This is a genomic window from Streptomyces sp. SUK 48, from assembly GCF_009650765.1.
Taxonomy (GTDB): domain Bacteria; phylum Actinomycetota; class Actinomycetes; order Streptomycetales; family Streptomycetaceae; genus Streptomyces.
This window is the reverse complement of record NZ_CP045740.1, coordinates 3,020,542-3,033,601: the sequence shown is the minus strand read 5'-3', so window position 1 is coordinate 3,033,601 and position 13,060 is coordinate 3,020,542. Positions and strand designations below refer to the sequence as shown.

Annotated in this window: 7 protein-coding genes; 6 read left to right on the top strand and 1 reads right to left on the bottom strand. The window is 74.9% G+C overall.

Annotation, left to right across the window (positions count from 1 at the left end; genetic code table 11):
* The first annotated feature begins 46 nt into the window (after nt 1–46).
* From GHR20_RS12785 to nudC, 5 genes are all read left to right on the top strand, one after another.
* Complete coding sequence (locus GHR20_RS12785; protein ID WP_148027814.1) at nt 47–430, top strand: MGMT family protein; 384 nt, start codon at nt 47–49, stop codon at nt 428–430.
* 206 nt (nt 431–636) lie between these two features.
* The gene (locus GHR20_RS12780; RefSeq protein ID WP_153813230.1) at nt 637–4,119 is read left to right on the top strand and encodes an ATP-dependent DNA helicase; all 3,483 of its coding nucleotides are present in this window, start codon (nt 637–639) and stop codon (nt 4,117–4,119) included.
* Between the two features lie 107 nt (nt 4,120–4,226).
* Nucleotides 4,227–7,739 (top strand): ATP-dependent DNA helicase, encoded by a 3,513-nt coding sequence (locus tag GHR20_RS12775; RefSeq protein WP_153813229.1) that lies wholly within the window; start codon nt 4,227–4,229, stop codon nt 7,737–7,739.
* Nucleotides 7,740–7,786: 47 nt separating this feature from the next.
* A complete protein-coding gene (locus tag GHR20_RS12770) occupies nt 7,787–9,190 on the top strand; it encodes a dipeptidase (RefSeq protein ID WP_153813228.1) in 1,404 nt (467 codons plus the stop codon).
* Between the two features lie 158 nt (nt 9,191–9,348).
* Nucleotides 9,349–10,293, top strand: coding sequence for an NAD(+) diphosphatase (gene nudC / locus GHR20_RS12765; protein ID WP_111584792.1), 945 nt, complete (start codon nt 9,349–9,351; stop codon nt 10,291–10,293).
* 88 nt (nt 10,294–10,381) lie between these two features.
* Here the strand turns inward: nudC and GHR20_RS12760 are convergent, their stop codons facing one another.
* Nucleotides 10,382–10,624, bottom strand: a complete 243-nt coding sequence (locus GHR20_RS12760) for a mycoredoxin (RefSeq protein WP_111584791.1) — start codon at nt 10,622–10,624, stop codon at nt 10,382–10,384.
* 174 nt (nt 10,625–10,798) lie between these two features.
* Here GHR20_RS12760 and GHR20_RS12755 point away from each other — a divergent pair, with 174 nt between their 5' ends.
* Nucleotides 10,799–13,003, top strand: a complete 2,205-nt coding sequence (locus tag GHR20_RS12755; protein WP_194858877.1) for an ATP-dependent DNA helicase UvrD2 — start codon at nt 10,799–10,801, stop codon at nt 13,001–13,003.
* Nucleotides 13,004–13,060: the final 57 nt, after the last annotated feature.

Below are 13,060 nucleotides of genomic sequence, written 5' to 3'. Positions count from 1 at the left end.
TCCGCCGGGCTCCACGATGTCCGCGGGGTGCGGCAGGATGGGGCGAATGAGCGAGCAGAGCCCCGGCGCGGAGCCCCCTGGAACGCACCCGGACGACCTGCCCGAGTACGCCGAGCGGGTCCTCGAGGTCGCCGAGCTGATCCCGCCGGGACGGGTCATGACGTACGGCGATGTCGCCGAGTGGCTGGAGGAGGGCGGCCCGCGCCAGGTCGGCCGGGTGATGTCCCTGTACGGCGGCGCCGTGCCGTGGTGGCGCGTCGTACGCTCCGACGGGGTGCTGCTGCCGGGCCACGAACTGCGCGCGCTCGCGCACTACCGGACCGAGGGCACACCGCTGCGCGAGGCGAGCAGGAGTGCCGAGGGTCACCTGCCGCGGCTCGACATGCGGCGGGCCCGGTGGGACGGCGGCGCGGACACGGGTCACACCTGACAGCTTCCGCCATCGGAGGCGGTCGGCGGCAACCTGTCCTCCGTACGGGTGATACCCGGGACGTCCGCGGCATGCCGTACGTTCGAGAGTCGGCGGTATCGCGCCGGCGGCCCGTGCGCACCTCACCCGGGGCTCACCGCCCCGCGCGCGCGACCACCCGCTCGCCCGCACGACCAGCAGTACGACCACCAGGACCGGCCAACCACGTGAGCTCCTCCTCCTTCACCGGACACCCGCCGCACCCCGAGGCGCGGCGGGGGAGCCGCGGCGCGTACCGCCTGGTCCGTACCCCGCCAGCCCGGACGGCTCCTCCTGTTCTGGACGCCGCCCAGCGCGCCGTGGTTGACCACCGCGACGGACCCCTGCTCGTGCTCGCGGGACCCGGCACCGGCAAGACGACCACCCTGGTCGAGTCGGTGGCCGCGCGGATCGCCCAGGGCACCGACCCCGAGCGCATCCTGGTGCTCACCTTCAGCCGCCGGGCCGCCGTCGACCTGCGCGACCGGATGGCCCTGCGGATCGGCGCGGCCCGCGCCCCCCGGGCGACCACGTTCCACTCGTACAGCTACGCGCTGGTCCGCGCCCACCAGGACAGCGGGCTCTTCGTCGAGCCGCTGCGGCTGCTCTCCGGCCCCGAGCAGGACGTCACGGTCCGCGAGCTGCTGGCCGGACAGCCCGAGCTGGAGCGGCTGGGCCTGACCGCGGTGCGCTGGCCGGACGAGCTGCGCGCCTGCCTGACCACGCGCGGCTTCGCCGACGAGGTCCGCGCCGTCCTCGCCCGCAGCCGCGAGCTGGGGCTCGCGCCGGACGCCCTGGACGCGTTCGCCCGCCGCATCGGCCGCCCCGACTGGCGCGCGGCCGCCGCGTTCCTCGCCGAGTACCTCGACGTGCTCGACCTCCAGGGCGTGATCGACTACGCCGAGCTGGTGCACCGCGCGGTCCTGCTGGCCCGCCGCCCCGAGGTCACGGCGGACCTCGCCGCGCGGTACGACGCCGTGTACGTGGACGAGTACCAGGACACCGACCCCGCCCAGGTACGTCTCCTGCACGCGCTGGCCGGCGGCGGCCGCACCCTGGTCGCGCTCGGCGACCCCGACCAGTCGATCTACACCTTCCGGGGCGCCGACGTGAACGGCATCCTCGGCTTCCCTGAGGCGTTCCCGCGCACCGGCGGCGCACCGGCGCCCGTCCAGGTGCTGCGCACCAACCGCCGCTCCGGCGCGAGGCTGCTGGACGCGACCCGGCTGATCACCCAGCGGATGCCGCTGACCCGGCTGCCCGCCGACAAGGTGCGCGCGCACCGGGAGCAGGCCGCGGCCCGGGACGGCGGCCGGGCCGAGGTCTACACGTACCCGACCCCGGGCACCGAGCTGGACAACATCGCGGACATCCTGCGCCGCGCCCATCTGGAGGACGGCCTCCCCTGGCGCGAGATGGCCGTCCTGGTCCGGGCCGGCGCCCGCTCCCTGCCGACGCTGCGCCGCGCCCTGACCGCGGCGGGCGTCCCCCTGGACATCGACGGCGACGACCTCCCGCTGCGCCACGAGCCCGCGGTGGCCCCCCTGCTGACGGCACTGCGCGCGGTGGCGAGGGCGGAGTCACGGGGGAGGGGCGAGCCGGGCGGAGCGGCCCGGGACCGCGAGGTGCGGGAGCCGGGGGAGCGGGACCCAGTGGAACGGGACCCAGTGGAACGGGACCCGGTGGAGCGGGACCCAGTGGAACGGGACCCGGAGGAGGCCACGCCCGGCTCTCCGGAACTCGCGGAGCCGCCCGCGCCCGACTCCGCCGACCCCGCCGACCCCGCCGAGCAGCCCCGCTGGCTCGACACCGAGACCGCGCTCACCCTGCTCACCTCGCCCCTCGCCGGTATGGACGCCGCCGATCTGCGGCGGCTGGGGCGGGCGCTCCGGGAGGAGGAGCGGTCCGGCGGGAACATGGTGCCGCCGCCCTCGGACGAACTGCTCACCCGGGCGCTCGCCGAGCCGGAGCGGCTGGCGGTGCACGATCCGGCGTACGCCCGCGGCGCCCAGCGACTCGGCGCGCTCCTGCGCACGGCCCGCGAGCGCCTCGCGAGCGGCGGCACCGCCGAGGAGGCGCTGTGGGACCTGTGGAACGGCACGCCCTGGCCCGGCCGCCTGGAGCGCGCCGCCCGGCGCGGCGGTGCGGCCGGCCGTAACGCCGATCGCGACCTGGACGCCGTCTGCGCCCTGTTCGCCACCGCCGCGCGCGCCGAGGAGCGCACCGGCGGCCGGGGCGCCCTGAACTTCCTGGCCGAGATCGAGGCCGAGGACATCGCCGCCGACACCCTCACCCGCCGCGCGGTACGGCCCGACGCCGTCCGCCTGATGACCGCGCACCGGGCCAAGGGCCTGGAGTGGCGCCTGGTCGTCGTCGCCGGCGTCCAGGAGGGCCTGTGGCCGGACCTCAGGCGCCGCGGCTCGCTCCTGGAGGCCGACCGCATCGGCCGCGACGGACTCGCCGAACCGCTCACCCCGGGGGCGCTGCTCGCCGAGGAGCGCCGGCTCTTCTACGCCGCCGCCACCCGCGCGCGCGACCGCCTGGTCGTCACCGCCGTGAAGGCACCCGCCGAGGACGGCGACCAGCCCTCCCGGTTCCTGACCGAGCTGGGCGTCGAGCCGAAGGACGTCACCGGGCGCCCCCGCCGCCCGCTGGCCGTCGCCGCGCTGGTGGCCGAGCTGCGCGCCACCACCGTCGACCCGGACGCCTCTCCCGCCCTGCGCGAGGCCGCCGCCCGCCGTCTGGCCCGGCTCGCCGCGCTCGCCGACGAGGACGACCGGCCCCTCGTACCGGCCGCCCACCCCTCCCGCTGGTGGGGCATGTTCGAGCCGACCGAGAGCAAGGTGCCGCTGCGTCAGCGCGACCAGCCCGTCGTGCTGTCCGGCAGCGCCCTGGACCAGCTCGCCAACACCTGCGCCCTCCAGTGGTTCCTGGGCCGCGAGGTGAAGGCCGACGCGCCCGCCACCACCGCCCAGGGCTTCGGAAACGTCGTCCATGTGCTCGCCGACGAGGTCGCCTCCGGGCGCACCCCGGCCGACCTGGACGTCCTCATGGAGCGCCTGGACTCGGTGTGGAACGCGCTCGCCTTCGACGCGCCCTGGAAGTCGCGCCAGGAGAAGGACAACGCCCGCGCGGCACTCGAACGCTTTCTCAACTGGCACGTGATGAACCGCGCCACGCGCACGTCCGTCGCCAGCGAGCAGGACTTCGACGTCACCCTGGAGGCGGGCGACTACCAGGTCCGTATCCGCGGCCAGATGGACCGGGTCGAGACGGACGCCGAGGGCCGCGCCTACGTGGTCGACTTCAAGACCGGCAAACAGGCGCCCACCGCGCGCGAGGTGGAGCACCACCCCCAGCTGGCCGTCTACCAGCTCGCCGTCCGCGAGGGAGCCGTCGACGCCGCCTTCGACGGGGAGCACCCCGAGCCCGGCGGCGCCGAACTGGTCCACCTGCGGCAGGGCGCCGCCCAGCGCGACGGCGGCGAGACGCTGCCCAAGGTGCAGACCCAGGAGCCGCTCACCGGGGAGTGGGTCGGCGGGCTGCTGGCGACCGCCGCCGGAAAGGTACTGGACGAGCGGTTCGGCCCGAGCGCCGGCCAGCACTGCGCCCACTGCGCCTTCCGCGCCTCGTGCAGCGCGCGGCCCGAGGGGCGGCATGTGGTGGAGTGACGTACGGCACCCCGCGTACCGCACCCCGAGCCCCTGACCTGCGCTTCCCCCCGCCCGGGGGATCGGCGCGCACGGGACTGTCAGTGCCTCCCGCTACCTTTTTGGACATGCCCGCCCATCTCACCGATCCCGAGCAGCTCAAGGAGCTCCTCGGCATCCCCTTCACCCCGGAGCAGACGGCCTGCGTCACCGCGCCGCCCGCCCCGCAGGTGATCGTGGCCGGCGCCGGTTCGGGCAAGACGACCGTGATGGCGGCCCGCGTGGTCTGGCTGGTCGGCACCGGACAGGTCGCCCCCGAGCAGGTCCTCGGGCTGACCTTCACCAACAAGGCCGCGGGCGAACTGTCCGAGCGCGTCCGCAAGGCCCTGATCAAGGCCGGCGTCACCGACCCCGACGCGATCGACCCGGACAATCCCCCGGGCGAGCCGGTCATCTCCACGTACCACTCCTTCGCCGGCCGCCTCCTCACCGACCACGGCCTGCGCATCGGCCTGGAGCCCGCCTCCCGCCTCCTCGCCGACGCCACCCGCTACCAGCTCGCCGCCCGCGTGCTGCGCGAGGCCCCCGGCCCCTACCCGGCGCTCACCCGTTCCTTCGCCGATCTGGTCGGCGACCTGCTCGCCCTGGACTCCGAACTCTCCGAACACCTGGTGGAACCCGGCGAACTGCGCGCCTGGGACGCGGAGTTGCTGACCACCCTCCAGGGCGCCAAGCTCAGCAACGCCGAACTGCGCAAGGTCCCCGAGACCGCCACCGCCCGCCGCGAACTCGCCGAACTGGTCGGGCGCTACCGGAGCGCCAAACGCGCGCGCGACCTGCTCGACTTCGGCGACCAGATCGCCCTCTCCGCCCGCCTCGCGACCCTGCCCGAGGTGGGCCGTGTGCTGCGCGAGGAGTTCCGGGTGGTCCTCCTGGACGAGTACCAGGACACCTCCGTCGCCCAACGCGTCCTGCTGGCGGGCCTGTTCGGGGCCGGCACCGGCCACCCGGTGACCGCTGTGGGCGACCCCTGCCAGGCCATCTACGGCTGGCGCGGCGCCTCCGTCGCCAACCTGGACGACTTCCCCGACCACTTCCGCCACGCCGACGGGACCCCCGCCGCCCGCCAGGCGCTCAGCGAGAACCGCCGCAGCGGCGGGCGCCTCCTCGACCTCGCCAACGGGCTCGCCGCCCCCCTGCGCGCCCTGCACGCGGGCGTCGAGGCCCTGCGCCCGGCCCCCGGCGCCGAGCGCGACGGCCTGGTCCGCTGCGCCCTGCTGCCCACCCACGCCGAGGAGCTGGACTGGCTCGCCGACTCCCTCGCCCACCTGGTGCGCACCGGGACCCCGCCCGGCGAGATCGCCGTCCTGTGCCGTACGGCCGCCGACTTCGCCGCGATCCAGGGCGCGCTGGTCGCCCGCGAGGTCCCGGTCGAGGTGGTCGGCCTGTCCGGGCTGCTGCACCTGCCCGAGGTCGCCGACCTGGTCGCCGTCTGCGAGGTCCTCCAGGACCCCGGCGCCAACGCGAGCCTGGTACGGCTGCTGACCGGCCCGCGCTGGCGCATCGGCCCCCGCGACCTCGCCCTCCTCGGCCGCCGCGCCCGCCTGCTGGTCGCCCACGCGGGCGCCGGTGACACCGACGACCCGGACCGCCGCCTCGCCGCCGCCGTGGAGGGCACCGACCCGGCCGAGGTGATATCGCTCGCCGACGCCCTGGACACCTTCCTGGACGCCCGCGGCGGGGACGAGGACGGGCTGCCGTTCTCCCCGGACGCCCGGGTGCGCTTCGCCCGCCTCGCCACCGAACTGCGCGATCTGCGCCGCGCGCTGTCCGACCCGCTGATGGACGTCCTGCACCGCGTCCTCGCCGTCACCGGCCTGGAGGTGGAGCTGTCGGCGTCCCCGGGAGCCCTGGCCGCCCGCCGCCGCGAGACCCTCGCCAACTTCCTCGACGTCGCCGCCGCCTTCGCCGCGGGCGACGGCGAGGCCGGCCTGCTCGCCTTCCTGGGCTTCCTGCGCACCGCAGCCCAGTACGAGAAGGGCCTCGACAACGCCCTGCCCGGCGGCGAGAACACCGTCAAGGTGCTCACCGCGCACAAGTCCAAGGGCCTGGAGTGGGACGTGGTGGCCGTGCCAGGACTGGTCACCGGCGCCTTCCCCAGCGCCCAGGGCCGCGACAAGTGGACCGCGCAGGCCAAGGTGCTGCCGCACGCCCTGCGCGGCGACGCCGCCACCCTGCCCGACGTGGCGGGCTGGGACGCGCGCGGCATGAAGGCGTTCCACGAGGCCGTGAAGGAGCACCAGCACACCGAGGAACTCCGCCTCGGCTACGTCACCTTCACCCGCCCCCGCTCCCTCCTGCTCGGCTCCGGCCACTGGTGGGGCCCCAGCCAGAAGAAGAAGCGCGGCCCCTCCGACTTCCTCCGGGAGCTGTACGCGCACTGCGCCGACGGGTACGGCGAGATCGAGGTCTGGGCCGAGGAGCCCGCCGACGACGAGGAGAACCCGGCCCTGCGGGAGCCCGAAGCCGACCTGGCCTGGCCGCTGCCCCTGGACGCCGGCGCCCTCGCCCGCCGCCGCGCCGCCGCCGAGACCGTCCTCGCCCACCTCGACACCCTGCCCGCCACCGGCCCGGCCCCCGCCGACCCGGCCGCCTGCGAGGACCCCGACTGGCCGGCCCCGCCGGAGGAACCGCCGTACGACGAGCCGTACGACACCGAGCCGCCCTACGACGAGCCGCCCTACGACGAGCCGCCGTACGACGAGGTCCACGACGAGCCGCCGTACGAAGACCCCTACGACGCCGGGCCGGGCCACGAGCCCCCCGGCGACGACCCGTATACCGGCGCCCCCGCCATCCCCCACCAGGCACCCGCCCCCGCCGGGCCGGGCCCCGGACCCTCCCTCACCCCCGAGGAATCCCGCCTGATCGCCTCCTGGGACCGCGATCTGGAGGCGCTCGCCGGGGAACTGCTGCTCGCCCGCCGCGCCGTCACCGACGTCCCCCTGCCCGCGACGCTGACCGCCACCCAGCTGCTGCGGCTGGCCGAGGACCCGGACGGGCTCGCCCAGGAACTCGCGCGCCCCATGCCGCGCCCCCCGCAGCGGGCCGCGCGCCGGGGCACCCGCTTCCACGCCTGGGTGGAGTCGCGCTACGAGGAGCTGGCGCTGCCCCTGCTGGAGCCCGACGAGCTGCCCGGCGCGGACGCCGAGATCGCCGACGAACAGGACCTTGAGGCCCTCAAGGAAGCGTTCGAGCGCACCGCGTACGCCCGCCGCACGCCGTACCGCGTGGAGGAGCCGGTCCAGCTCGTCCTCGCCGGGCGGGTCGTGCGCGGCCGGATCGACGCCGTCTACCGGGAGGGCGAGGGCGCGACGGCGACGTACGAGATCGTGGACTGGAAGACCGGCCGGGAGCACACCGCCGACCCGCTCCAGCTCGCCGTGTACCGGCTGGCCTGGGCCGAACAGCAGGGCGTCCCGCTCCACGCGGTCACCGCCACGTTCCTGTACGTGCGCACCGGCGAGGCCGTACGCCCCCGGGACCTGCCCGGCCGGGCCGGGCTGGAGCGGCTGCTCACAGGCGGGTCCGGGGCGGCCGGCGGCGCGGGCGACGTGATCCAGCGCGCCCCCCGAGTGTGACGAACCGCCCGCCGAGGACGCGGCCGCGGGCCGATAGGCTCGTGAGCATGAGCCAGACCCCGGACAGCGCCGTCCGCACGTACATCGAGCAGCACCGCGCCGCCTTCCTCGACGACCTCACCGCGTGGCTGCGCATCCCCTCCGTGTCGGCCCAGCCCGACCACGCGCCCGACGTGCGGCGCAGCGCGGACTGGCTCGCCGCGAAACTGACGGAGACGGGCTTCGCGACCGTCGAGGTCTGGCCCACCGCGGGCGCCCCGGCCGTCTTCGCCGAGTGGCCGAGCGACGACCCCGCCGCGCCGACCGTGCTGGTCTACGGCCACCACGACGTACAGCCCGCCGCACGCGAGGACGGCTGGAACAGCGAGCCCTTCGAGCCCGTCGTCCGCGGAAACCGCCTCTACGCGCGCGGCGCCGCCGACGACAAGGGCCAGGTCTTCTTCCACACCCTGGGTGTCCGCGCCCACCTCGCCGCCACCGGCCGCACCGCCCCCGCGGTCCACCTCAAGCTGCTGATCGAGGGCGAGGAGGAGTCCGGCTCCCCGCACTTCCGGGCCCTGGTGGAGGAGCGGGCCGAGCGTCTGGCGGCCGACGCCGTGATCGTCTCCGACACCGGTATGTGGGCCGAGGACACCCCGACGGTGTGCACCGGCATGCGTGGCCTCGCCGAGTGCGAGATCCGGCTGTACGGCCCCGACCAGGACATCCACTCCGGCTCCTTCGGCGGCGCCGTGCCCAACCCGGCCACCGCCGTCGCCCGCCTGGTCGCCGCCCTGCACGACGAGCGGGGGCACGTGGCCGTCCCCGGCTTCTACGACGGTGTCGTGGAACTGACCGACCGCGAGCGCGAGCTCTTCGCCGAGCTGCCCTTCGACGAGGAGCGCTGGCTGCGCACCGCCAAGTCCCGCGCGACCCTGGGCGAGGCCGGGCACACCACCCTGGAGCGCATCTGGGCCCGCCCGACCGCCGAGGTCAACGGCATCGGCGGCGGCTACCAGGGCCCCGGCAGCAAGACGATCATCCCGTCCTCCGCCCTGGTGAAGCTGTCCTTCCGGCTGGTCGCCGGGCAGGACCCCGACCACGTCGAGAAGGCGGTCCGCGCCTGGGCCGCCGAGCAGGTGCCCGCCGGAATCCGCTGCGAGATCGACTTCGGCTCGGCCACCCGGCCCTGCCTGACCCCGCTCGACCACCCGGCGCTCCAGTCGGTGGCCCGCGCGATGGGCCGCGCCTTCGAGGGCCCGGTCCGCTTCACCCGCGAGGGCGGCTCCGGACCCGCCGCCGACCTCCAGGAGGTCCTCGGCGCCCCCGTCCTCTTCCTGGGGATCTCCGTCCCCTCCGACGGCTGGCACGCGCCCGACGAGAAGGTGGAACTGGACCTCCTCCTCAAGGGCGTCGAGACCAGCGCCTACCTGTGGGCCGACCTGGCCGAGAACTGGCGGCCCACGCCCTGACCAGCGCCGCCGTGGGAAAGAGCGCCGCGGGCGAGAGGCACACTGGAGACACCGCCCCGCGCCCGCGCCCGACCCGGTGCGCCCCGTACGCCGTGCCGTACGTCCGCCCGAACCGACCGCCGAACCGAACCGCCGTACTGGGGGAGTTGGAAGCACCCGTGACCACCTGGACCGACGACACAGCCGACCGACCCATCTCGCTGACCGCCCCCTGCGGCATCGACCGCGCCGCCCACCACCGGCTGGACGAGGCATGGCTCGCGGCGGCGTGGAGCCACCCCACGACCCGCTGTTTCGTGGTCTCCGGCGGACAGGTCCTCATCGACGAGACGGCCGACGGCCGCACCGAACTCGTCATGACCCCCTCCTTCGAGGCCCCGCTCACCGAGGCGCACCGCTACTTCCTCGGCATCGACGAGGACGGCGTCGCCTACTTCGCGCTCCAGAAGGACGGCCTGCCCGGCCGTATCGACCAGTCCGCGCGCCCCGCGGGCCTGCGCGAGGCGGGTCTGCTGCTGTCCGCGCGCGACACCGCGCTCATGGTGCACGCGGTCGGCCTGGAGAACTGGCAGCGCACCCACCGCTTCTGCTCTCGCTGCGGCGAGCGGACCGTGATCGCCGCGGCCGGGCACATCCGCCGCTGCCAGGCGTGCGGCGCCGAGCACTACCCGCGCACCGACCCCGCCGTGATCATGGCCGTGACCGACGCGGACGACCGCATCCTGCTCGGCCGCCAGGTGCACTGGCCCGAGGGCCGCTTCTCCACGCTGGCCGGCTTCGTGGAGCCCGGCGAGTCCATCGAGCACGCGGTGCGCCGCGAGGTCGCCGAGGAGGTCGGCGTCACCGTCGGCGGCGTCGAGTACGTGGCGAGCCAGCCCTGGCCCTTCCCCTCCAGCCTGATGCTCGGCTTCATGGCCCGCGCCACCACCACCGAGATCGACGTCGACGGCGACGAGATCTCCGAGGCCCGCTGGTTCTCCCGCGAGGAGCTGCACGACGCCTTCGAGGCCGGTACGGTCCTGCCGCCCTACGGCATCTCCATCGCCGCCCGCCTGATCGAGATGTGGTACGGCAAGCCGCTGCCGACGCGCAGCTTCGTCTGAGACACGAACGCCGTCCACCACACGAAAAGGGCGCGCCCCCGGGCATCGGGGGCCGCCCTTTCTCGTTGTCGCGCCAGGCCGGGGAGCGTCAGGCCGCGAGCTTCTGCTTGACCTGGGCCAGCGAAGGGTTCGTCAGCGTGGTGCCGTCCGCGAAGAGCACGGTCGGGACCGTCTGGTTTCCGCCATTCGCCTTCTCCACGAAGGCCGCGGACTCGGGGTCCTGCTCGATGTTGATCTCGGTGTAGCCGATGCCCTCCCGCTCCATCTGGCTCTTCAGCCGACGGCAGTAACCGCACCAAGTCGTGCTGTACATCGTCACAGTGCCCTGCATGTCTCTCGCGCTCCTCTAGCAGCTCGGAAAGGTCGTCCGGGGGGAGAACGCGGGAGAGCGCTCCACCATTCCCACCGGGGGTATGCCGCTCCCACCAGGGCGTTAGTACGACAATGGGGTCCCGCCTGTGGACAACCGCCGCGGCCCTCTCCGGCGACCTGGCAGCATGGCTGTGTGACAGCAGCAACGCACTCCCCCCTCTTCCCGCAGGTACCGGCCGTCCCGGAGTCGGCCGACGCGGTGCTCGAAGGGCTCGACCCCGAGCAGCGCGAGGTGGCAACGGCCCTGCGCGGCCCGGTGTGCGTGCTGGCCGGCGCGGGCACCGGCAAGACCCGGGCGATCACCCACCGCATCGCCTACGGGGTGCGCTCCGGCCTCCTCCAGCCCGCCAGCGTGCTCGCCGTCACCTTCACCAACCGCGCCGCGGGCGAGATGCGCGGCCGGCTGCGCCAGCTCGGCGCCCAGGGCGTCCAGGCCCGCACCTTCCACTCCGCGGCCCTGCGCCAGCTCCAGTACTTCTGGCCGAAAGCCGTCGGTGGCAGCCTGCCCCGGCTGGTCGACCGCAAGATCCAGCTGGTCGCCGACGCGGCCGCCGGACTCGGCACCCGGCTCGACCGCGGCGAGCTGCGCGATGTCACCAGCGAGATCGAATGGTGCAAGGTCACCCAGACCATTCCCGCCGATTATCCGTACGCGGCCGCGAAGGCCGGCCGTGAAGCCCCCCGCGACCCCACCGAGATCGCCCACCTGTACGCGGCCTACGAGGACCTCAAACGCGACCGCGCGGTGATCGACTTCGAGGACGTCCTGCTGCTCACCGTCGCCGTCCTCCAGGACCGCCAGGACATCGCCGACCAGGTGCGCGCCCAGTACCAGCACTTCGTGGTGGACGAGTACCAGGACGTCAGCCCGCTCCAGCAGCGCCTGCTCGATCTGTGGCTCGGCGACCGCGACGACCTGTGCGTGGTCGGCGACGCCAGTCAGACGATCTATTCGTTCACCGGAGCAACGCCCGACCATCTGCTCGACTTCCGCGCCCGCCACCCCGGCGCCACCGTCGTCAAGCTCGTCCGCGACTACCGCTCCACCCCCCAGGTCGTCCGCCTCGCCAATGGCCTGCTCGCCCAGGCCCACGGCCGCGCCGCGGACCACCGGCTGGAACTCGTCTCCCAGCGCCCCGCCGGACCCGAACCCGGCTACACCGAGTACACCGACGAGCCCGCCGAGGCCGAGGGCGCCGCCCGCCGCATCCGCGAGCTGATCGACGCCGGTGTCCCGGCCGCCGAGATCGCCGTCCTCTTCCGCACCAACTCCCAGTCCGAGACCTACGAGCAGGCGCTCGCCGACGCCGGCGTCCCGTACCAGCTGCGCGGCGCCGAGCGCTTCTTCGACCGGCCCGAGGTGCGCAGGGCCGGCCTCGCCCTGCGCGGCGCCGCCCGCTTCGGGGGCAACGACTCCCGCCTCGACGACGTCGTGGACCTGCCCTCCCAGGTGCGTGCCGTGCTCTCCGGCGAGGGCTGGACCACCCAGCCCCCGGCCGGCTCCGGCGCCGTCAGGGAGCGCTGGGAGTCCCTCGCCGCCCTGGTCAGCCTCGCCCAGGACCTCACCGCCGCCCGCCCCGCCGCCACCCTCGCCGACTTCGTCGCCGAACTGGACGAGCGGGCGGGCGCCCAGCACGCCCCCACCGTCCAGGGCGTCACCCTCGCCTCCCTGCACGCGGCCAAGGGCCTGGAATGGGACGCCGTCTTCCTGGTCGGCGTCGCCGAGGGCATGCTGCCCATCACCTACGCCAGGACCGACGAGCAGATCGAGGAGGAACGCCGCCTGCTGTACGTCGGCGTCACCCGCGCCCGCGAGCGCCTCCACGTCTCCTGGTCCCTGTCCCGCTCGCCCGGCGGCCGCCACAGCCGCAGGCCCAGCCGCTTCCTCGACGGACTGCGCCCCGGCACCACCCCCACCGTCGGCCGCGGCGCCGGGTCCGCCGGGGGCGTCGAGCGCGGCGTCCGGGGCGCGGAGACCACCGCGGTGCCCCGGCGCGCCCAGCGCACCCCGGCCCGCTGCCGGGTCTGCGGCCGCACCCTCACCGACGCCGGCGAGATGAAGCTGATGCGCTGCGAGGACTGCCCCTCCGACATGGACGAGGGGCTCTACGAGCGGCTGCGCGCATGGCGCGCCGTCCAGGCCGCGAACAGCGGACAGCCGGACTTCTGCGTCTTCACCGACCGCACCCTGATGGCCATCGCCGAGAACCGTCCGGACAGCCCCGCCGAACTGTCCCGCATCCCCGGCGTCCTCAGCCGCAAGCTGCGCAGCTACGGAGCCGAAGTCCTGGCCATCTGCGCAGGTCAGGAGCTTGATGGCGAGATCGCGGGGGACTGATGCGAACTCGTCGCAAAAATAGTTTGCGCGCGCGCCGCGAATCCCCATAGGTTCTAG